Below are 19,490 nucleotides of genomic sequence, written 5' to 3'. Positions count from 1 at the left end.
CCTGCCATGCGCCGCCTGCTGCTCGCCTTCCTGCTCCTCGCCACGCCCCTTGCCGCGGAGCCGCTGCGAACCACGCGGCAGATGGCGGCGACCGCCAGCCCGCATGCGACGGAAGCGGCGCTGGCCATGCTGCGTGCCGGCGGCAGCGCGGTGGATGCGGCGGTGGCGGCGCAGGCGGCGCTTTCTGTCGCCGAACCGCATGCCAGCGGCTTGCTCGGCGGCGCCTTCCTGTTGGTCTGGGACCAGGCGGCCGGGCGGCTCCGCTATTACGAAGGCATCGCCAGCGCCCCGGCGGCGAGTGCGGACCGGCTGACCGCCGGCGGCATCGGCCCGGCCACCGTCGCCCGCTCGGGTCGGTCGGTCGCCGTGCCGGGCGCCATCGCGGCGCTGGCCCTGGCGCATGCGGCGCATGGGCGCCTGCCCTGGGCGGAGCTCTTCGCCCCAGCGATCCGGCTGGCGGAGGAGGGCTTTGCCCTGCCGCCCTACCTCCACCAGGTGATCCGCAACCGCGCGGTGGAGCTGCGGCGCGTGCCGGCCATCCGCGCACTGTACTTTGACGCGGCCGGCGAACCGCTGGCGGCCGGCGCGCCCTTCCGCAATCCCGACCAGGCCCGGGCGTTGCGCCTGCTGGCCAGCGAGGGTCCGGCCGCGCTCTATGGCGGCGCGCTCGGCCAGGCGGCGGTCGAAGCCGTGGCGGTGGAGCCCGCGCCCGGCTGGCTGACGCTGGAGGATCTGCGCGGCTACCGCGCCGTGGAGCGCGACCCGCTCTGCGCCGAAGTGCTGGCGCGCCGCATCTGCACCGCCGCCCCGCCGTCTTCCGGCGGCGTCGCGGTGTTGCAGACGCTCGCCATCGCCGAGCGCCTCGGCATCGCCCGCGCCGGGTGGGACAGCGCGGAGGCCGCCCATATCTTCTTGGAGGCGAGCCGGCTGGCCGCCGCCGATCGCCGGCGCTGGATCGGCGATCCGGATCAGGTGGCCAACCCCCTGCCCGGCCTGCTGGACCGCGCCTATCTCGACCAGCGCGCCGCCCTGGCCGCGCCGGATCGCGCCATGGCGGAGGTCGCGGCCGGCGACCCGCCGCAGCGCCATGGCGCCCTGCCCGCTGCCAGCGACCCGATGGCGGAAGCGGCGACGACGCAGGTCGTCATCCTCGATGCTGCGGGCAATGCCATCTCCTTCACCACCACCAACAACCTGAATTTCGGCGCCGAGCTGCTGGCGATGGGCGTCACGCTGAACAATGGCATGACCAACTTCGCCACCAATCCCGGCACGGCGGAGCGCCCGGCGCAGAACCGCCTCGCCCCCGGCAAGCGGCCGGTGACCACCATGGCGCCGACCATGGTCTTTGGCGCCGATGGACGGCCCGAGCTGGTTCTGGGCGCGGGCGGTGGCGCGCGGATTCCGGATGCGGTGGCCGCCGCGGTGATCGAGGTTCTGGCCTTCGGCGCCGATGCCGAACGCGCCACCGCCCGCCCGCGCATCGGCGCGCAGACCGGCACGGTGGAGTTGGAACGGGGCACGCCGCTCGAGGCCCTGGCCCCGGCCCTGACCGCGCTGGGCCATGCACCCCGCGCGGCGGTGATGAACACCGGCCTTCAGGTGATCCGCCGCATGCCCGACGGCCGGCTGGAAGGTGCCGCCGATCCGCGCCGGGACGGCACCGCGGCCGGGGAGTAGGCGCTACTCTCCCAACGGGGCGCAGGCCGCCGCCAGCCAGGCGGCCTCCGGCGCCGGCAGCAGCGGGCCGATCCGGGCCAGCACCTCGGCGTGATAGGCATCCACCTGCGCCCGCTCCGCCGCGCAGAGCCGGGCGAGCTGGATCAGCCGTCGGTCATAGGGGGCGAAGGTCAGCGTCTCGAAGCAGAGGAAAGGCTTCACCTGGCCGGGCAGTTCCGGCGCCGGGGTCACCAGCAGCAGGTTCTCGATGCGGATGCCATAGGCGCCGGGCAGGTAGAAGCCGGGTTCGTTGGACAGGATCATGCCGGGCTTCAGCGGCACCGGCCGCGCCGCGCGGCTGATGCCGGCCGGCCCCTCATGCACCGACAGGAAACTGCCGACGCCATGGCCGGTGCCATGGTCGTAATCCAGCCCCGCCAGCCACAGCCCGCGCCGCGCCAGCGCATCCAGATGCGGCCCGGCCACGCCTTCCGGAAAGCGCTGCGCGGACAGCGCCAGATGGCCCTGCAGCACCATGGTGTAGCGCGCCGCCAATTCCTCCGGCGGCTCGCCCGGCCCGGTCCACAGAGTGCGGGTGACATCCGTGGTGCCGTCCCGGTACTGTGCGCCGCTGTCGATCAGGTAGCATTCGTCAGGCCGCACCGGCCGGTCGCTGTGCGCCGTCGCGCGATAATGGATGACCGCGCCATGCTCTCCGGCGCCGCTGATGGCGGGAAAGCTTTCCGCCACGAATTCCGGTGACGCCGCGCGCAGCGCCAGCAGCTTGGCGGCCACCGAAAGCTCCGTCTGGCCACCCGCCGGCGCGGCCTCGGCGAACCAGGCCAGGAAACGGCACAAGGCGACGGCATCGCGCCGATGCGCCGCGCGGGCGCCAGTCTGTTCCACCGCATTCTTGCAGGCGCGCGGCAAGCGGCAGGGATCCGCGCCCGGCACCACCTCCGCCCCCGCGGCCTGAAGGCGCTGGCCGAACCAGGCGGGCGTCACCTCCACATCCAGCCGCACGCGCCGCCCGGCGAAGTGTTGCAGCGCCGCCTCCAGCGCAGCCGGCGGGTGCAGCGCCACGGCATTTCCGAGATGCGCCCGCAGCGCCGCATCGGCCCGCGCCGGGTCGAGGAACAGATCGACCCGGGCATTGGCATGCAGCAGCGCCACCGCCAGGGCCAGCGGCGTATGGGTGAGGTCGCTGCCGCGGATATTCAGCAGCCAGGCGACGGAATGCGCATCGGCCAGCACCACCGCATCCTGCCCCGCCTCCCGCAGCTCCGCCGCCGCCGCGGCGCGCTTCTCCGCCGAGGCCAGGCCGGCGCATTCGGGCGGATGCACCAAGGCGGGCGTTGCGGGCGGCGCAGGGCGGTCGGACCAGACGGCATCGACGGGATTGGCGGCCAGCGGCACCAGCACCGCGCCGGACTCCGCCAGCCGGTCCAGCGCCGCCTGGGGATGCAGCCAGGGATCGTAGCCGATGCGCGCGCCTGGCGCTTCCGCCTTCAGGAAGGCGGCCGGCGGCTGTTCCACCAGATGGCGACGCTCCCAAAGCGGCGATTCCGCCGCCGCCTGGGTGGTGTAGCGGCCATCGACGAACAGCACCGCCCGGTCACGCAGCACCAGGGCCAGCCCTGCGCTGCCGGTGAAGCCGGTGAGCCAGGCCAGGCGCTCGGCGGAGGGCGGCACATATTCGCCGAGGAAGGCATCGGCGCGCGGCACCAGGACGCCGTCGAGCCCCTGCCGGGCGATTTCGGCGCGCAATGCGCTCAGGCGGTCGGTCGGGGAGGAAAGATCCGACACGGTTATGACCGAAGCCCTAACAACGAAACATATGTCCGCCGTGTTTCATGCGTAGAGCGCATGCCTTGGCTGTGGCTTGAACGCATCACCTGTGACCCATCCGCCCCTATGTTGCACCTGCGAAGCGCGGTGGCCGGGGCCAAGCACGACCCAAGCCGCCACGCCGCTCAACAGAGGTCATCATGAACCCCCGCCACAGCCAGGAACAGGGCACGCTGTTCACCATCGTCAACCACGACCGCACCGCTCTGCAGATCGAAATGATCCGCCACGAGGCGATGCGCGCCCGTGACGCCGCCATCGCCAATGGCGTGCTGCGCTTCTTCTCCGCGATCGGCCGCGGCCTCAGCTTCCTCGGCACCACGCTGCGGAGCTGGCCCACCCGCTACCGTACCTATGAGGATCTGCGCAGCCTGACCGACCGCGAACTGGCCGATATCGGCCTGACCCGCGGCGAAATCTCGCACGTCTTCGACCCCGACTTCCGCCTGCCGGCCAAGCAGGAGACCGGCTTCCGCATGCCCGCGCCGGCCGCCGCCAACGCCAATCAGGCGCCGGCCCAGAACGGCCTGAAGCCCGCCGCCGCGGCCTGACCCGTTACCCGCCCGCGCCGCCCAAGCGGCGGCGCGGTTTGCGGAAGCACGAGGCCGGTCCCTCCCGGGGCCGGCCTCGATGCATGTCTGGTTGAGACGCGTGATTCAGACCTTAGGTCGTCACGCTTCAGCGCCGGCGCAACACCAGCGTGGCCCAGGCGCCCTGGGGCAAACGGCGCTCCAGCACCATCCCGCGCCGACGATGCGCCGCCAGCACCATGCGGACCTGCGTCCCCAACAGCCCAGCCAGAATGGCCGTGCCGCCCGGCGCCAGCCCCACCGACAAATCCTTCGCCATCGAACACAGCGGCCGCGCGAGAATATTCGCGAACACCAGATCGTAGGGCCGCCCCGCCCGCACACGCCGGTCGCGCCAGCCATCGGCCAGCCGCGCCCGCACCAAGCGGCCCACGCCATTCATCCGGGCATTCTCCTCCGCCACCCGGACACTCCACGGCTCGATATCCGTGGCCAGCACCGGCCGCCGCAGCCGCTTCGCCGCCGCCATGGCCAGAATCCCCGACCCCGTGCCGAGATCCAGCAGCCGCCGCAACCGCTTGGCCCGCCCCCCTCGCGCCACCGCCGCGAAAGCCACCAGGCACCCCCTGGTCGAACCATGCTCGCCCGAGCCGAAGGCAATCCCGGCATCAAGCTTCAACACCTCCCGCCCATAAATCCGGCGCTCCGGCAAATGCGTCGGTCGCACCAAGTAGGCGCCGCCAATCTCCTGCTCGCCAAACGCCGCCACAGTCCGGGCCAACCACCCCTCCGCCTCCACCGGCGCCGCCTGCAACACCGGCTCAAACCCGCCCGAAACCAGGGACGCCAAAGCCAGCGCACCCGCCAACTCCTCCTCCCCCTGACCACAAGGCCGAACCCCCTCCACCCGCCAGGTGTCCGTCACCTCATCCCGAAAAATCGCAACCGAAGGACACACCCGCTGCAAAGCAGCCTCAAACGCCGGCACCACCTCCTCCGGCAACCCCTCCATCCAAAGAGTCTCCAACGGATCCGCCCGCCGCGCCTGACGCTGGGCATACACATCACGCGACATCGAACCGGAGACCTTTTCAGCGGGAGAGTGGGGTAAAGGGTGCGCACGGGTTGTTTGCAAGGAGGGCTCCGCCCTCCCTGCACCCTCCCGCGAAGGGGCAGTGGCCCCTTCGAACCCTCGGATTAAGGGGTAGGCAAGAGGAGGGGCAAGGCGGGCGTACCGGGACCAACGGTCGCTCGGCGCCCCTCCTCTTGCCTACCCCTTAAATGGGTTTCCAAAGGGACCACTGTCCCTTTGGCGGGGGTGCAGGGGGCAGCGCCCCCTGCAAATCACCCGCGCCGCCCTTCACCCACCATCCCGGCTGAAAAAGCCCCCGAGGTCGGTCGGGGGTGGGGCCCAGTGGGGGGTGTTGTCCTTATCGACCAGGACGGCGCGGACGCCTTCGGCGAAGTCGGGGTGTTGGGTGACGGGGTCGGTCAGGGCCAGTTCGGTGGCGAGACAGGCGGTTAGGTCCTGGGTGGCGCCGCGGCGCAGCAGTTCCAGGGTCACGGCGAGGCTGGTCGGCGACATTTTGGCCAGTATGGCGGCCTGGGCGCGGGACCAGTCGGTGTTTTCGGCGGCGAGGGCGGCCTGGATGGCGGGCAGGGTGGTGGGGCCGAAGCAGCGGTCGATGGCGGGGCGCTGGGCGGCGAAGGTGCCGGGCGGGACGGCTTCGGCGAAGCGGTCGATGGCGCCGGCGTCGCCTTCCAGAAGGGCGGCGCGAAGGGCGGGCAGGCGGTCGCGGGGGACGAAGTGGGTAGCGAGGCCGGCTTCGACGGCTTCCGCACCGCGCAGCCGGGCGCCGGTCAGGGCCAGCCAGCGGCCGATCGCGCCGGGGGTGCCGGAAGGCAGGCGGGGCAGCACGTAGGAGGTGCCGACGTCGGGAAACAGCGCGATGGCGGTTTCAGGCATGGCGAGCAGGGCGTGTTCGGTGACCAGACGGTGGCTGGCATGGACGGAGACACCGATGCCGCCGCCCATGCAGACGCCATCGATCAGGCTGATCCAGGGCTTTTCGAATGTCGCGATGGCGGCATTCACTGCGTATTCGCCGGCGAAGAAGGCGTGGACGCCGGCGGTGTCGCCGGCCAGGGCCAGTTCGCGGATGCGGCGCACATCGCCGCCGGCGCAGAAGGCCTTGCCGCCGGCCCCTTCCAGGATGACGAGCCGCACCGCCGGGTCGTCCCGCAACTGGGCGATGGCGGTGTCCAGCGCGGCGATCATGCCGAGGTCGAGCGCGTTCAGCGCGCGCGGCCGGTTCAGCAGAAGGGTGCCGGCCGCCCCCTCCTGCCGGAGGAGGACGGTCGGCTCGGCGGGGTCGGTCATGGGGGTGGTCAGGTGCCTTCGCGGGCGGCGAGCTGGGTGATCTGCTGGCGCATGGCACCGAGCAGCGCCTGCACATTGTTGCCGTTGCGGGTGATCACGCTGCTGTATTCGCTGCGCGTGGTCAGGCGCAGGCTGGTGCCCTCGGCGATCACGTCCACGATCTTCGGCTGGCCATCGACTTCCGCCACCCGCCAGTCGAGCCCGAAGGCGGGGCTGCCGGCGCGTTCGACGATGGTGCTGACCAGAACGTCTTCCTCGGTCCGCGCCTGGCTGCGGCCCAGGGTGAAGGTCAGGCCCTGATATTCGCCGAAGCGGGAGGAGAGGTTGCGGATCAGCACTTCCTCGAACAGCCGCAGATATTCCTGCTGCTGTTGCGCATTGGCCGTGCGCCACCAGCGACCGAGGATGAAGCGGCCGACGCCTTCCACATCCACCGCCCGGCGCAGGATGGCGCCCACCCGGTCACGCCGCTGCGGCACCGGGCCGGCCGCGTTGATCGCGGCGACGAGTTCCTGGCCGGTGGACTGGATGAAGGTGCTGGCGCGGCTGATGTCCATCTGTTGCGCGCTGGCACGGCCGGTCAGGCCGGCAAGGCCCAGGGAGCCCCCCAATGTGCCAAGGATCAGGGTGCGGCGGGCGGTGACGGTCATGGGCAAGGGTATCCTTCTCGGGCCGCGGCGCTTTAGCGCCGCAGTCCCTGGATGCCGGATCCGATGCCGAGGTCGGAGGTCGCTGCGGCACCGGTCGGTTCGTTGCGGATCTCCACCACCCGGCGTTGCCGATAGGCGCTGCGGATGGTGGCATAGGGGTCAAGGGAGCTAGCGCGCACCTGGTCGATCGGTTCAATCAGGGCTTCGCGCGTATCCACCGCCGTTGTGGCGGTGCGAGTGATATTGATCGCCTCCCAGGTCTCGGAGCTGCCCGTATAGGTCAGCGGGTTCATCGCCACGTCGCCGGCGAAGCCCACCACATCGCGGGGGCTGGACGGGCCGAGCACGGGAATGAACAGATAGGGGCCTTCCGGCGCGCCCCAGACGGCCAGTGTCTGGCCGAAATCCTCGGTATGGCCGATCAGGCCGAAATCGGTGGCGCGGTCGAAGATGCCGCCGATGCCGACCGTGGTGTTCACCAGGAAGCGGCCCGTGGTGGTGGCCGCGCGCTGGGTCTCGCCCTGCAACAGGTCGTTGGCCAGGATCACCGGGGTGCGCAGATTGGCCAGCACGTTGCGGATGGCGGTGCGGACTTCCGGCGGCAGGAAGACGCGATAAATTTCCGCGGCCGGGCGCAGCACCAGGGTATCGATGCCGTCATGCACGAAATAGGCGCCGCGGTTCAGCGGCTCCAGCGGGTCGTTGTTCGCGCGGAATTCTGCGACCGCTTCCGAATCCGAAGGATCCGGCCGGGTGGCGCAGGCACCGAGGCCCAGCAGCAGGCTCAGGGCGAGGATCGAGGAAACGCGCGAGGCCCTCGGCAGGCCGGCGGCAGCTTGGGTGACACGGCGAGCGATCAAGTTGCGACCTCCGGTGGCGGGCGACCGGGCAAAGCCCGAGCTTCGCGGCCCGGGCCTTCCTGGGACGCGCACACCCACTTATATGCTGTAGGAAGCACCAGCGGAACGGTGGTGCCGACGAAGTTACGAACCGAGATGTCCGGTGTTGCGCGCCGGCCCCTGAGAGAACCCGCCCCATGGACATGGCCCTGCCTGGCACCCTGCAGCGTTGGTTGACCGGCCCCCGCGTCGCCGGCCTGCCCGTGCCCACCGAAATGCCAGCGCCGAAGCTGTCCTTCGAGTTCTTCCCGCCGAAGAATGAGGCGCTGGAGACCGCGCTCTGGGCCGCGATCCGGCGGCTGGAGCCCCTGGGGCCGCGCTTTGTCTCCGTCACCTATGGCGCCGGCGGCACCACGCGCAGCCGCACGCATGAGACGGTCGCGCGGCTGGCCAAGGAGACCTCCCTGACCCCCGCCGCGCATCTGACTTGCGTCGGCGCCACCCGAGACGAGGTGGATGAGGTGGCGCGGGACTACCTGGCCGCGGGGGTGCGCCACATCGTGGCGCTGCGCGGCGACCCGCCGGCGGGCGCCAGCGAATACACCCCGCATCCGGGCGGCTACGCCCAGGCGGAGGATCTGGTGCGCGGCCTGCGCCGGATCGGCGATTTCGATATTTCGGTGGGCGCCTATCCGGAAACTCATCCGGCGGCGGCCTCGGCAGCGGCCGATCTCGATTTCCTGAAGCGGAAGATCGATGCCGGGGCGACGCGGGCGATCACCCAGTATTTCTTCGACACCGATGTCTATCTCCGCTTCATCGACCGCTGCGCCGCGGCCGGCATCAGCGTGCCGATCGTGCCGGGCATTCTGCCCGTGTCGAATTTCGGACAGGTGAAGAAATTCTCCGCCATGTGCGGCGCCTCCGTCCCCGCCTGGATGGGCAAGCTGTTCGAGGGGCTGGAGGAAGATGTCGACAGCCGCCGCATGGTCGCCGCCGTGGTGGCGGCGGAGCAGGTGCGGCTGTTGCAGGCCAATGGCGTGGACGAGTTCCATTTCTACACGCTGAACCGCGCTGACCTGACCTATGCCATCGCCCATCTGCTGGGCGCGCGGCCCAAGGCGGTCTAGCAGGCCGGCGCGGAAGTTCGCCGCAGCGAAACGACCTTCCCCTCCGTCGCCGCCGGGTCCAGCATGGCGGCACCGGCGTCAGACCGGATGGAGGAAATTCCATGAGGACAACCCGCCGCGCGGCCCTGATGGCCGCGCCCGCCCTTCTGCTCGGCAACCAGTTGGCACGCGCCCAGGGGACTCGGACCGAGACTTGGCCCACCCGCCCCGTGCGTATCGTCGTGCCCTATACGCCGGGCGGCGTCTCAGACATCACCGCGCGACTGATCGCCGACCCGATGGCGGCGGCCATGGGTGTCGCGGTGCCGGTGGAAAACCGCGCCGGCGCCGATGGCGTCATCGGGACGGAGGTCGTGGCGCGCGCGCCCGCCGATGGGCATACGCTGGCCCTCGTCTCCGTCGGCCATCCGGTGAACGACGCCTTCTACCGGCTGCCCTATGACACGATGCGGGACTTCACCTTCATCAGCCTGACCACGAAGACCCCGCTGGTGCTCTGCGCCGCGCGCAGCTTCGCCCCCTCCACCCCGCTGGAGCTGGTGGCGCATGCCAAGGCCAACCCGGCCGGCCATGTGACCTTCGCCGGCACGGGCGGCGTGGTGCGGCTGGCGCCGGTGCTGTTCGGCCAGCGGACCGGAATCGAGATGACCTATGTGCCCTATCGCGGCTCCACCCAGGCGCATCCGGACCTGATCGCGGGCCGGGTCGACATCATGTTCGACACCGTTCCCGCCGCGCTGCCGCATATCCAGGCCGGAACGCTGAAGGCGCTGGCCACCACCGGCGCCGCCCGCGCACCACAACTGCCCGATGTGCCGACGCTGGGCGAAAGCGTGGCGGGGTTCGAGGCCTCCACCTGGGGCATGGTGATGGGTCCGGCCAACCTGCCCGGGCCGGTGCTGGACCGGCTGCACCGGGAGATCACGGCTGCGGTGACGCGCCCCGAGGTGGTGGCCCGCCACCGGCAATTGGGCGCGGAGGTCGTGACCTCCAACCCCGATGAGACGCGCAGCTTCGTCCAGGCCGAGCTGCAGAAATGGGGCAATGCGGCCCGTGCCGCCGGGGTTCGGCCGCAAAACGCCGGTTAAGTCCCCTACCGCACGCCGAGAATCCACTCCGCCAGGAACAGCGTGCCGAACAGGGTGCCCGCGAAGATCAGAAGATGGTTCCGCACCGCGTCCTTGCGGAACACCATGGCGGGCGGCGGTGGCGGAGTGGCGGAGGCCGCCAGCGCCGCCAGGCCGCGGGGCTCCTCCGGCGCCAGGGGCCCGGCGGCGGCCAGGGCCTGCGCCGTCTCGGCGGGCGTCAGGCAGGGGCCGAGATAGGTGAAGCGGCGCGCCGCCTCATCCGCCGTCACGGCGCTGCCATCCCAGACCATCCAGTTTCGCAGCGCGCCGTTCCAGCCGATCGGCAGCGGCGCCTGGCTGCGATCCTCGGCCCGCGCCACCCAATGCCAGGGGCGGGACGGGTCGGCAGGCTCGCCGGGGCGGTTCGGGTCGGGCCAGGCCATGCGGGGCTTCCTTGTTGCGCTTCCTGATCCATAACAGGGCGCCTTTCCTGCCCCGGCAAGGGTTGCTTCAGGCGACCGCTTCCGCCTCCACCTCGAAGACGAAGCGCGGATCGGCCAGGCCGGCGACGATCAGCAGGGTGCTGCACGGCGCGATCGGCCCCAGCACCCGGTCCCGCTCCGTCCGCCAGACCGGGATCAGCGCCCGGTCGGTCAGGAAAACGCCAAGCTTCACCAGATTCGCCGGCCCCATGCCATGCGCCGCCAGCACCGCCGCGAGATTGGCCAGCGCCTGGCCGATCTGCGCCGGGCCGGCGGGCAGGATGGTGCCATCCGGCGCCACGCCGATCTGCCCCGAAATCACCAGCCGGCGCTGCGCGCCTTCCACCAGCGCGGCGTGCATGTAGCGCGCGCCCGGGGTGTGCACGCCCGGGGGATTGCTGAAGGTAACGGTCATGGGCGGGGTGCCCCGCCCGGCAGATCCTCACGCTCCACCGGCACGGGCGCCGGGGCGGTGGGGGTCGCGCCCTCCGCCAGCCAGGCGCGCAGCGTGCGGCGGAGCTGGAATTCGAATTCCACGTTCATGTCGTCCATGGACTGCCGCACCAGATCCTCGGCGGCCTGGAGGCGGGTGCTGGCGCTGGCGCCGTCGGCCACGGTCTGCTGCCGCTGCACCTGCGACTCGACGAAGGCGACGCGGGTGCCCTCGCCGGAGATGATCTCCACCCGGCAGGCCAGTTCGCAGGCCAGGCGTTCGCCGGGCTCGCCGGCGAAGAAGCCGCTCAGCCCGCCCTGGGTGGCCAGGGTCTGGCGGGTGAAACGGGCATTGGTGATGAGGAAACGGGCCTTGCCCGTTGTGCCGATCGGCACCAGCCGCTGCTCCGCCATGCGGCGCAGCTCCACATCCGGCCGCATCGGCGCGGGCAGGATGACCTGCACCGTGCCGGGCAGCGGCTCCGCCTGCTCGATCTCCAGCACGTTGAGCCGCAGCCGGGTCAGGTGGCGATAACCGCTGACCAGGGGCCGCAGCGGGGGGGGCCTGTCCTCCCCGGTCGCACAGCCGGCGGCCATCAGCGGCAGGGCCATCGAGGCCCTCAGGATCTGGCGGCGTGTCGGCATGGCGTGATCTCCCTGCGGCGCGCTGTTCCGGTAATGCAGCGCGGCGCGTCGGTCCAGCGCGAAGCTCAGGCCCGCCCCGCCTTGCCCCCCACCTCATCGCGCTCGAAGCGGAATTCCACCGCGCAGAAGTCGCAGGTCATGGTGATGGCGCCGGTTTCCGCCATGTGGTCCAGGTCGTCCGGGGTGAAGTTCTCCAGCACCGTGGCCAGCCGGGCGCGGGAGCAGCGGCAGCCATAGGACAGGGCACGCGGCCGGTCGGTCGCCAGGCCCTCGGCATGGAACAGCCGGTGCAGCAGCCGCTCCGCCGGCAGCGCATCGTCCAGCATCTCCTCGGCCTTCAGCGTGCCGACCAGAGCCTGGGCGGTACGCCAGGCATCGTCCTGCTCCTCCTCCGTCTGGTCGCCCGGAATGCCACCCTGGGCGGCCACGCGCTCGATCACCAGGGCGGTGGCGCGCCAGCCAGCCAGGCTGCGGCCGCAGGCCAGGCGGACCTCCGTGCGCAATTGCTCGGAGGTCTGGAAGTAGGTGTCGGTCATCTCCGCCAGGGTCTCGCCCTCGATGGCGACGATGCCCTGGTAGCGCTCCATGTCGTCGCCCTGGTCGCAGGTGAAGGCGAAGTAGCCCTTGCCGAGCAACATCGCGGCGCTGGGCTGGGGATGGGTGGCCAGCAGCGCCTCCAGCCGCGGCACATCCACCTTGGCGGTGCCGCGCAGCGCGCCGCCATCGGTGCAGTCCACCAGCAGCAGGGTCACCGGCCCGTCGCCCTTGGCCTGAAGGCTGAAGGAGCCCTTGAATTTCAAGGCCGTGGCCAAGGCGGCGGTCAGTGCCAGCGCCTCCCCCAGCAGGCGCAGCACGGCCGGATGCTGGGCATGGCGGCCCAGCAGCGCATCGGCCAGGGCGCCCAGCTTCACCAGCCGGCCGCGCACCGGCCGATCCTCCAGATGGAAGGGCAGCACGCCGCGCGGCACCACCAGGTCGGGCACCGGCGGGCGCTCATGATTCAGGAAGGCGGGGGTGTCGGAAGGCTGGGTTGGATCGGTCACGGGTGGAACCATGCATGAGCGCGGCCCGGATGCCACCCCGAATTCGGGGGGCGAGGCGCCTTGCGCGACGACAAAGGGATCGCTGCCGGTGGGCCCGACAACGGCGACAGGCCGGGCACGCCACAGGCGGCGTCCCGGCCAGGATCAGCATCAGATAGGAACGCCACGCGGCGCCGACCACCCGTGGGGCGGTCAGCGCGTCCGGCGGATCAGAACCAGTTGAACAGGCCGCGTCGCGCGGGCTGGGCCACGGGGGTCACACCCTCCGTCGAGTCGCGGCCAAGGGCGGCATTCTCGCGCAGGCGCTGGGCCTCCCGCTGCGGATCGACGGCGACGCCGGCGGATGGCGTGCTGTCGCGCCAGAACATCAGGCGATCGACCACGCCCCGATCCGGGCGGTCCATGCGCAGGCTCTCGGCATCCACCCGGTCGCGGATGCTGTCGGGCACCGGCTGGCCGGCCTGAGCCAGCAGGGCGCGCTCGGCGCCGGAGGGGGCCGCGGTGGCGGCGGCGGTGGAGGTGGCACCAAGGATGGCGGCGGCGGAAGGCCGCTGATCCTGCGGGCGCGGCGCGCCCGGGGTCGGCGGCGGAAGCTCCGACAGCCGCGGCGGCACCGAAAGCGGCGCGCGGGTCGTCACCTGGAATTCATCCGGCGGGTCCCGGGTGAAACCGAGGGAGCGGGCGGTGTCGCCGCTGCACCCCGCGAGCACCGCGAGGAGAGGCAGGCCGAGCAGGATCGTGCGGAGCTGGGTCATGGCATGGAACCCTTAGCCTTGGGCGATGGCCGGAACAAGGCATCGCCGATCAACGCAACGACGCCGAGCACAATGGCGGCGTCGGCCGGATTGAACACATACCAATGCCAGCCCCAGGCATGGGCATCGAAAAAGTCGGCCACGGCCCCGAAGCGGAAGCGGTCGATGACATTGCCAATGGCCCCGCCGACCACCGCGCCGAGCGCCAGGGCCGTCAGCCGGTTCTCCGCGCGGGCCATCCAGCGCAGCAGGAAGCCCGCGATGGCCAGGGCCAGCAGCCCCAGCACCGCCTGCGACCAGGGGCCGTCGCCGGCCAGCATTCCGAAGGTGACGCCGCGATTCCAGACCATGGTGAGGTCGAAGCCGAAGGGGCCAAGGGCGACCAGCGGGATATGGCCGATGCTGGGCAGGTCCAGCACGTAGAGCATGTACCACTTGGACAGCTGGTCGATGGCGAGGACCGCCAGGGCCAGGGTGAGGCCGAGGCGCATCATGGCGTGTGGCCCTTGTCCTGCAGGCGCGCCATCACCCCACCACCGCTTCGCAACGGCGGCAAAGGCTGGGATGCGCAGCCGAAAGACCGACCTCGGTCAGCACCCGCCAGCAGCGGTCGCATTTCTGGCCGGGCGCGACCTCCACCACCGTCGCCGCCTCGCCTTCCGCCAGCGCGACCTGGGAGACGATGAGCACCTCCGCCCAATGCTCCGCCGTCAGGGCGGCGGCGGGATCGCCGGCCGGCAGGGTCATGGCGACCCGCGCCTGGAGCGAGGCGCCGATGGTGCCGGCGCGGCGCAGATCCTCGATGGCGGCGGTGACTCCGCGGCGATGGCCGCGCAGGGCCGCCCACTTCGCCGCCAGCGCCGCATCCTGCCATTCCGCCGGAATCACCGGCCAGTCCTGCAAGTGCACGCTGCCCGCCTCATCCGGGAACCGCGCCAGCCAGGCCTCCTCCGCCGTCGAAACCAGCACCGGCGCCAGCCAGACGGTCAGGCAGCGATGCAACTGGTCGATCACCGTGCGGGCGGCCCGGCGCCGCAGGCTTTCGGGCGCATCGCAATAGAGCGAGTCCTTGCGGACGTCGAAGTAGAAGGCCGAGAGGTCGGTCGCGCAGAAGGCGTGGATTTCCGGGAAGACGCCGCTCCAGTCATGGTTCGCCACCGCCTGGCGCAGCCGCGCATCCAGCTCCGACAGCCGGTGCAGCACCCAGCGCTCCAGCTCCGGCAGCTCCGCATGCGGCACGATCTCCTCCTCGGAGAAGCCGTGCAGATTGCCCAGCAGCCAGCGCAGGGTGTTGCGGATGCGGCGGTAGAGCTCCGCCTGCTGCTTCAGGATTTCCTTGCCGATCCGCTGGTCCTCGGTGACGTCGGTGTTCATCACCCAGAGCCGCAGGATATCGGCGCCGTAATCCTTCACCACATCCTGCGGCGCGACCACGTTGCCCAGCGACTTCGACATCTTGCGGCCCTGCTCATCGAGCACGAAGCCATGCGTCAGGATCGCCTTGAACGGCGCGACGCCGCGGGAGCCCACCGATTCCAACAGGGACGAGTGGAACCAGCCGCGATGCTGGTCGGAGCCTTCCAGATACAGATCCGCCGGGAAGGGCAGGCCGCGCTCTGGCGTCAGGACGAAGGCGTGGGTGGAGCCGGATTCGAACCAGACATCGACGATGTCCATCACCTGCTCGAAGTGCTCCGCATCGCGATCCGCGCCCAGGAAGCGCTGCGCGGCGCCGGGCTTGTACCAGGCATCGGCGCCCTCCTCGCGGAAGGCGGCGATGATGCGGTCCATCACCGCCGGGTCCCGCAGCGGCTCGCCCGACTGCTTCGCGACGAAGACCGGGATCGGCACGCCCCAGGCGCGCTGGCGGCTGATGCACCAGTCGGGGCGGACGGCGACCATGCCGCCGATGCGGTTGCGGCCGATATCCGGCACGAAATGCGTGGCGGCGATCGCGGCCAGCGATTTCTCGCGGATGGCGTTGGCATCATCCATGGCGATGAACCACTGCGGCGTGGCCCGGAAAATCACCGGCTTCTTCGACCGCCAGCTATGCGGGTAGCTGTGCGTCAGCTTGGACTTCGCCACCAGCGTGCCCATCGCCTCGCAGGCCGCATAGACCGCGTCATGCGCCTTGAAGACATGCTGGCCGGTGAAGCCCGGCGCGTGGAGGGTGAAGGTGCCGTCGTCGCCCACCGTTTCCGGCACCGGAAGCCCATTGGCCTTGCCGAGGTTGAAGTCATCCTCGCCATGGCCCGGGGCGATATGCACGAAACCTGTGCCCGCCTCGGTCGTCACGAAATCGCCCGGCAGCAGCGGCACCGCGAAACCGTAGCCGCCCTTGGCGCCGTCCCAGCCGGCCAGCGGATGCGCCGCGATGGCGCCTTCCAGCTCCGCGCCCTTCAGCAGGCGCTTGACGCTATGCGCACCGAGCCCCGCATCCTTCTCAAACTGCGGCAGCAGCGGCAGGGCAACGAGCAAAAACTCGCCCGGCACCAGGGCGCTGCCCTCCGCCACGCCTTCGACATGCACCAGCGCGTAGTCGATCTCCGGCCCATAGGCGACGGCGCGGTTGCCCGGGATGGTCCAGGGCGTGGTGGTCCAGATGACGACGGAGGCGCCGACCAGGTCCTCGGCCCCCGCGCTTTTCAGCCGGAAGCGCGCCCAAAGCGTCGGCGAGACATGGTCATGGTATTCGATCTCCGCCTCGGCCAGCGCGGTCTTCTCGACCGGGCTCCACATGACGGGGCGCAGGCCGCGATACAGCGACCCGTTCATCAGGAACTTGCCGATCTCGCCGGCGATGGCGGCCTCGCTGGAGAAGTCCATGGTCGCATAGCGCCCGGCCCAGTCGCCGAGCACGCCGAGCCGCCGGAATTCCTCGCTCTGCACGCCGAGCCAATGGGTCGCGTAGTCGCGGCATTCGGCCCGAAAATCCAGGATCGGCACCGCATCCTTGTCGCGGCCCTTGGCGCGGTACTGTTCCTCGATCTTCCATTCGATCGGCAGGCCGTGGCAGTCCCAGCCCGGCACGTAGTCGGCATCGAAGCCGGACATCTGCGCGGCGCGGTTGATGACGTCCTTGAGAATCTTGTTCAGCGCGTGGCCGATATGCAGATTGCCATTCGCATAGGGCGGGCCGTCATGCAGGACGAAGGTCGGCCGGCCCGCGCTTTGCGCCCGCAGCTTCTCCCGCAGGCCCATCGCCTCCCACCGCGCCAGCCAGCCGGGCTCACGCTTCGGCAGGTCGCCGCGCATGGGGAAGTCGGTCTTCGGCAGGAAGACGGTGCCGCGATAGTCGCGCGCGGGGGCCTCGGAGGGGGCATCGGTCATGGATAAGGGTCTCATATGGCCCGGCGGGGCCCGGATCGGGGAACGGCGTGCGAGGGGAACCCGGCCCTCAGCGGGCCGGGCGGATAATTCGGAGGCCGAAAATCCCGCGGAACATGCCGCTTATATGCGGATGCGGCTGGGTGCGGGTCAAGGCGGCAGCCCCAGCACCGGCAGCGCCCAATGCAGCCCCCAGACGCTGCCTACCCCGGCCAGGATGGCGATGCCGAGGTTCCGGCTGGCGATCTGCACCAGCACCACCACCAGCGCCCCGATCCAGGCGGGCCAGCCCCCGGCCAGCAGTGGCGGCGCGACATAGGCGACGAAGAGGCAGCCCGGCAGGTGGCGCAGCAGCACCTGCACGAAATCCGGCGGCCGCACCGCCCGCAGCACCGCATAGCCGCCGGCCCGGCTGGCATAGGTGACCAGCGCCATGCCGAGGATGGCCAGCAGCACGTCCAGCCTTACTTCCATCGAATACCTCGGCTGCGGATCTCCAGCCAGGCGCCCAGCGTGGCGCCAGCAAATGTGCCGGCCAGCAGCGGCATCGGCACCGGCAGCGCCGCGCGATGCGCGGCCACGGCCACCAGCCCCGCCACCAGCCAGGGCAGCAGGTCCAGCCGCGCCCCGCGCCACAGCGGCACCAGGATGGACAGGAAGGCGGCAACGGAGGCGAAGAACAGCGGATGGCCGGGCGGCAATTGCAGCATCCCGCCGCCCAGATGCCCCGCCGCGACGCAGGCCACCCAGGACACCCAGATGCCCAGGCCGATACCCAGCAGATAGCCCGCATCCCGGCCGCCGGCCCGCTGTTCCGCGATGGCCAGGGCGAAGGAATGGTCCACCAGGGTGGCCAGCGTGCCCCACAGCTTCCAGCCCCGCAGTCGGTCGAGCCAGGGGGCCAGCGCCGCGCCCATCGGCGCCATGCGGATATTCACCACCAGCGTGGCGATGGTCGCCGCCAGGATCGGCGCCGGGTCGGTCCAGAGTTCCAGGGCGACAAGCTGGGCGGCGCCGGCGAAGACGATGGTGGTCATCAGCATCGTCTCGGCGAAGCTCAGCCCCTTGGCGGCGGAGAGCAGGCCGATCACGATCCCGAAGGGCAGCATGCCGACCCAGAGCGGCATGCTGACCAGGAAGCCGCGCCGCACCCCGGTCCGGGTGAAGACGACGCGGCTGGGCTTCGGGTTGGAGGCGGACACGCCCTCAGCCTTGCCGGAAGGCGAAAAAGCGCGCCTCGGCGGCCTCCACCTCCATGCGCAGCGCAGCCTCCGCCGTGGTGCGGTCGAAGCCGGCACGGGCCAGGGTGGCGAGCGCCTTGCGATGCGCCTCGGGCGAGGCCTCCGTCTGGGCGAAGGGGCCGAAGCGGCGGCGGCGACACAGAGCGAGGGCGGCATCCAGCTCCGTCCCCTCCCCCGCCGGCAGGGCGGCCGCGGCGGTTTCGGCATCCACGCCCTTCTGGGCCAGATGCGCCAAAGCGGCGCGGCGGGACCTGCCGGTGCGCAGCAGGCGGCGGGCGCGGCTCTCGGCGAAGGCGGCGTCATCCACCGTGCCGGCGGCCGCCAGGTCGCGGGCGACTTCCGCCGCCGCCTGCTTGCCGGCGGCGATGGCGGCGCCGAGGTCGGTCATGCCAAAGGCCTCCGCCGCGCGGGCCCAGCGATCAACCTTGCGTTGCAGCACCCGGCGCAGCCCGGCCTCGGTGGCGGCGAAGCGCGCGAGATGCGCCAGCGCGGCCTCCCGCAGCCTTCCCGCGGCAGGGGGAGGTCCTGGCGGGCGCGGCGCGCGGTCCGGTCCGGGCGGCGCGGCGCGCCTTCGTTGCGGTGACATCCCGATCATTCTGCCACGGCCGGGGCGGCGCTGGCGACCGCTTCGCCGGCAGGGCAGTCCCGCGCCGCCATCGCGGCCACCGCAAACCCGTCCGCAAACCGGTCGCAACCGCGGCGAGATGGAAACGACGACGGCCGCGCAACCTTCTGACCCAAGCGCCGTTGTGGAGGGCAGGCACGGACCGCGGTGCGGACCGGCCACAAGTCGAAGAGGAGACAGCCCGATGCTGACGACGAAGAGCTTCCTGCAAATGACGACTGCGGCGGCCATCGCCATCGCGCCGGCCCTGGCCTTCGGCCAGACGGCGGCGGTTCCGAATGACGCGCGCGGCGGCATGACCGCCCAGGCCCCGGCCGATGGCACGCCGGGCAACCCGCCCTCCACCGCCACCCAGCGCGCCCTGGACGGCGTCACCGGCAACCGCACCGATGCGGACGGCACCGGCAACAACCCGCCCGGCACCGCCGCCGGCCGCGCGGTCGATCGCGCCACCACGCCGAACACGGCGAACCGCAATGCCCCGGCGGCCAGCGCGACCGGCGCCACCACGCCCGGCATGTCCGTGGACAGCATGAGCCTGAACCAGGGCCGCCGCGCCAGCCAGCTGGTCGGTTCGAACATCTACAACGAGGAAAACAATAGCATCGGCGAGATCGATGACCTGATTGTGCCGCCGCAGGGTGGCCAGCCGGTCGCGATCATCTCGGTGGGCGGCTTCCTGGGCATCGGCGCCAAGCTGGTCGCCATTCCCTATGAGCGCCTGACCCACGACGCCGAGCGCAACCGCTGGGTGCTGCGCGGCGCCACCAAGGACAGCCTGGAGAGCCTGCCGGCCTTCTCCTACGACAACACCGCGCGTCGCGGCTGATCTGA

20 protein-coding genes are annotated in these 19,490 nt (G+C 71.2%); 5 read left to right on the top strand and 15 right to left on the bottom strand.

Annotation, left to right across the window (positions count from 1 at the left end; translation table 11 throughout):
* Window positions 1-6 precede the first annotated feature (6 nt).
* Window positions 7-1,680: a gamma-glutamyltransferase family protein gene (locus tag ACVFYP_RS26590; RefSeq protein ID WP_499203201.1), complete on the top strand. Its 1,674-nt coding sequence runs from the start codon at window positions 7-9 to the stop codon at window positions 1,678-1,680.
* A gap of 3 nt (window positions 1,681-1,683) precedes the next feature.
* On the opposite strand, the gene ACVFYP_RS26585 is transcribed toward ACVFYP_RS26590, so the two are convergent.
* On the bottom strand, window positions 1,684-3,465 hold the full coding sequence (locus ACVFYP_RS26585) for an aminopeptidase P family protein (RefSeq protein WP_499203200.1): 1,782 nt from the start codon (window positions 3,463-3,465) through the stop codon (window positions 1,684-1,686).
* 182 nt (window positions 3,466-3,647) lie between these two features.
* Between ACVFYP_RS26585 and ACVFYP_RS26580 the strand changes: the two genes are divergently transcribed.
* On the top strand, window positions 3,648-4,058 hold the full coding sequence (locus ACVFYP_RS26580) for a DUF1127 domain-containing protein (protein WP_499203199.1): 411 nt from the start codon (window positions 3,648-3,650) through the stop codon (window positions 4,056-4,058).
* A gap of 127 nt (window positions 4,059-4,185) precedes the next feature.
* Here ACVFYP_RS26580 and ACVFYP_RS26575 read toward each other — a convergent pair whose 3' ends face one another.
* From ACVFYP_RS26575 to ACVFYP_RS26560, 4 genes are all read right to left on the bottom strand, one after another.
* Entirely contained in the window at window positions 4,186-5,049 is an 864-nt protein-coding gene (locus ACVFYP_RS26575) for a 50S ribosomal protein L11 methyltransferase (RefSeq protein ID WP_499203198.1), read from the bottom strand.
* 348 nt (window positions 5,050-5,397) lie between these two features.
* Window positions 5,398-6,417, bottom strand: a complete 1,020-nt coding sequence (locus tag ACVFYP_RS26570) for an enoyl-CoA hydratase/isomerase family protein (protein ID WP_499203197.1) — start codon at window positions 6,415-6,417, stop codon at window positions 5,398-5,400.
* A gap of 8 nt (window positions 6,418-6,425) precedes the next feature.
* Window positions 6,426-7,067 (bottom strand): MlaC/ttg2D family ABC transporter substrate-binding protein, encoded by a 642-nt coding sequence (locus tag ACVFYP_RS26565; RefSeq protein WP_499203196.1) that lies wholly within the window; start codon window positions 7,065-7,067, stop codon window positions 6,426-6,428.
* 32 nt (window positions 7,068-7,099) lie between these two features.
* The gene (locus ACVFYP_RS26560) at window positions 7,100-7,927 is read right to left on the bottom strand and encodes an MlaA family lipoprotein (RefSeq protein WP_499203195.1); all 828 of its coding nucleotides are present in this window, start codon (window positions 7,925-7,927) and stop codon (window positions 7,100-7,102) included.
* Between the two features lie 176 nt (window positions 7,928-8,103).
* Between ACVFYP_RS26560 and metF the strand changes: the two genes are divergently transcribed.
* On the top strand, window positions 8,104-9,036 hold the full coding sequence (metF, locus tag ACVFYP_RS26555) for a methylenetetrahydrofolate reductase [NAD(P)H] (protein ID WP_499203194.1): 933 nt from the start codon (window positions 8,104-8,106) through the stop codon (window positions 9,034-9,036).
* Window positions 9,037-9,137: 101 nt separating this feature from the next.
* Window positions 9,138-10,124: a tripartite tricarboxylate transporter substrate-binding protein gene (locus ACVFYP_RS26550; RefSeq protein ID WP_499203193.1), complete on the top strand. Its 987-nt coding sequence runs from the start codon at window positions 9,138-9,140 to the stop codon at window positions 10,122-10,124.
* A 5-nt stretch (window positions 10,125-10,129) separates the two neighbouring features.
* Here the strand turns inward: ACVFYP_RS26550 and ACVFYP_RS26545 are convergent, their stop codons facing one another.
* From ACVFYP_RS26545 to ACVFYP_RS26500, 10 genes are all read right to left on the bottom strand, one after another.
* Window positions 10,130-10,546 carry a hypothetical protein gene (locus ACVFYP_RS26545; protein ID WP_499203192.1) on the bottom strand — a complete coding sequence of 139 codons (417 nt, stop codon included), beginning with the start codon at window positions 10,544-10,546 and terminating at the stop codon, window positions 10,130-10,132.
* 67 nt (window positions 10,547-10,613) lie between these two features.
* Window positions 10,614-11,000 carry a RidA family protein gene (locus tag ACVFYP_RS26540; protein ID WP_499203191.1) on the bottom strand — a complete coding sequence of 129 codons (387 nt, stop codon included), beginning with the start codon at window positions 10,998-11,000 and terminating at the stop codon, window positions 10,614-10,616.
* Entirely contained in the window at window positions 10,997-11,662 is a 666-nt protein-coding gene (locus tag ACVFYP_RS26535; protein WP_499203190.1) for a hypothetical protein, read from the bottom strand. Before ACVFYP_RS26535 ends, ACVFYP_RS26540 begins: the two co-directional genes overlap by 4 nt.
* A 65-nt stretch (window positions 11,663-11,727) precedes the next feature.
* Window positions 11,728-12,717, bottom strand: coding sequence for an Hsp33 family molecular chaperone HslO (locus ACVFYP_RS26530; protein ID WP_499203189.1), 990 nt, complete (start codon window positions 12,715-12,717; stop codon window positions 11,728-11,730).
* 197 nt (window positions 12,718-12,914) lie between these two features.
* Window positions 12,915-13,460, bottom strand: coding sequence for a DUF3035 domain-containing protein (locus ACVFYP_RS26525; RefSeq protein WP_499203188.1), 546 nt, complete (start codon window positions 13,458-13,460; stop codon window positions 12,915-12,917).
* Window positions 13,457-13,954, bottom strand: coding sequence for a signal peptidase II (gene lspA / locus ACVFYP_RS26520; protein ID WP_499203187.1), 498 nt, complete (start codon window positions 13,952-13,954; stop codon window positions 13,457-13,459). The genes ACVFYP_RS26525 and lspA overlap by 4 nt, the downstream gene beginning before the upstream one ends.
* A 31-nt stretch (window positions 13,955-13,985) precedes the next feature.
* Window positions 13,986-16,793 (bottom strand): isoleucine--tRNA ligase, encoded by a 2,808-nt coding sequence (gene ileS, locus ACVFYP_RS26515; protein ID WP_499203186.1) that lies wholly within the window; start codon window positions 16,791-16,793, stop codon window positions 13,986-13,988.
* Between the two features lie 147 nt (window positions 16,794-16,940).
* Entirely contained in the window at window positions 16,941-17,264 is a 324-nt protein-coding gene (locus ACVFYP_RS26510; protein WP_499203185.1) for an AzlD family protein, read from the bottom strand.
* A complete protein-coding gene (locus ACVFYP_RS26505) occupies window positions 17,255-17,992 on the bottom strand; it encodes an AzlC family ABC transporter permease (protein ID WP_499203184.1) in 738 nt (245 codons plus the stop codon). The genes ACVFYP_RS26510 and ACVFYP_RS26505 overlap by 10 nt, the downstream gene beginning before the upstream one ends.
* A 4-nt stretch (window positions 17,993-17,996) precedes the next feature.
* On the bottom strand, window positions 17,997-18,617 hold the full coding sequence (locus tag ACVFYP_RS26500) for a regulatory protein RecX (RefSeq protein WP_499203183.1): 621 nt from the start codon (window positions 18,615-18,617) through the stop codon (window positions 17,997-17,999).
* A 223-nt stretch (window positions 18,618-18,840) separates the two neighbouring features.
* Here ACVFYP_RS26500 and ACVFYP_RS26495 point away from each other — a divergent pair, with 223 nt between their 5' ends.
* The gene (locus ACVFYP_RS26495) at window positions 18,841-19,485 is read left to right on the top strand and encodes a PRC-barrel domain-containing protein (protein ID WP_499203182.1); all 645 of its coding nucleotides are present in this window, start codon (window positions 18,841-18,843) and stop codon (window positions 19,483-19,485) included.
* The last annotated feature ends 5 nt before the right edge of the window (window positions 19,486-19,490 follow it).

The sequence above is a fragment of the Roseomonas sp. F4 genome, from assembly GCF_053891155.1.
Note: the sequence above shows the minus strand (reverse complement) of the source record. Positions and strands in the feature narration are given on the sequence as shown.

Excerpts from the sequence above, each read along its gene's own strand:
- ACVFYP_RS26590 (WP_499203201.1), top strand. The coding sequence starts at position 7 with ATGCGCCGCCTGCTGCTCGCCTTCCTGCTCCTCGCCACGCCCCTTGCC.
- ACVFYP_RS26580 (WP_499203199.1), top strand. The coding sequence starts at position 3,648 with ATGAACCCCCGCCACAGCCAGGAACAGGGCACGCTGTTCACCATCGTC.
- ACVFYP_RS26575 (WP_499203198.1), bottom strand. The coding sequence starts at position 5,049 with ATGGAGGGGTTGCCGGAGGAGGTGGTGCCGGCGTTTGAGGCTGCTTTG.
- ACVFYP_RS26570 (WP_499203197.1), bottom strand. The coding sequence starts at position 6,417 with ATGACCGACCCCGCCGAGCCGACCGTCCTCCTCCGGCAGGAGGGGGCG.
- ACVFYP_RS26565 (WP_499203196.1), bottom strand. The coding sequence starts at position 7,067 with ATGACCGTCACCGCCCGCCGCACCCTGATCCTTGGCACATTGGGGGGC.
- metF (WP_499203194.1), top strand. The coding sequence starts at position 8,104 with ATGGACATGGCCCTGCCTGGCACCCTGCAGCGTTGGTTGACCGGCCCC.
- ACVFYP_RS26550 (WP_499203193.1), top strand. The coding sequence starts at position 9,138 with ATGAGGACAACCCGCCGCGCGGCCCTGATGGCCGCGCCCGCCCTTCTG.
- ACVFYP_RS26545 (WP_499203192.1), bottom strand. The coding sequence starts at position 10,546 with ATGGCCTGGCCCGACCCGAACCGCCCCGGCGAGCCTGCCGACCCGTCC.
- ACVFYP_RS26540 (WP_499203191.1), bottom strand. The coding sequence starts at position 11,000 with ATGACCGTTACCTTCAGCAATCCCCCGGGCGTGCACACCCCGGGCGCG.
- ACVFYP_RS26535 (WP_499203190.1), bottom strand. The coding sequence starts at position 11,662 with ATGCCGACACGCCGCCAGATCCTGAGGGCCTCGATGGCCCTGCCGCTG.
- ACVFYP_RS26530 (WP_499203189.1), bottom strand. The coding sequence starts at position 12,717 with ATGGTTCCACCCGTGACCGATCCAACCCAGCCTTCCGACACCCCCGCC.
- ACVFYP_RS26525 (WP_499203188.1), bottom strand. The coding sequence starts at position 13,460 with ATGACCCAGCTCCGCACGATCCTGCTCGGCCTGCCTCTCCTCGCGGTG.
- lspA (WP_499203187.1), bottom strand. The coding sequence starts at position 13,954 with ATGATGCGCCTCGGCCTCACCCTGGCCCTGGCGGTCCTCGCCATCGAC.
- ileS (WP_499203186.1), bottom strand. The coding sequence starts at position 16,793 with ATGACCGATGCCCCCTCCGAGGCCCCCGCGCGCGACTATCGCGGCACC.
- ACVFYP_RS26510 (WP_499203185.1), bottom strand. The coding sequence starts at position 17,264 with ATGGAAGTAAGGCTGGACGTGCTGCTGGCCATCCTCGGCATGGCGCTG.
- ACVFYP_RS26500 (WP_499203183.1), bottom strand. The coding sequence starts at position 18,617 with ATGTCACCGCAACGAAGGCGCGCCGCGCCGCCCGGACCGGACCGCGCG.
- ACVFYP_RS26495 (WP_499203182.1), top strand. The coding sequence starts at position 18,841 with ATGCTGACGACGAAGAGCTTCCTGCAAATGACGACTGCGGCGGCCATC.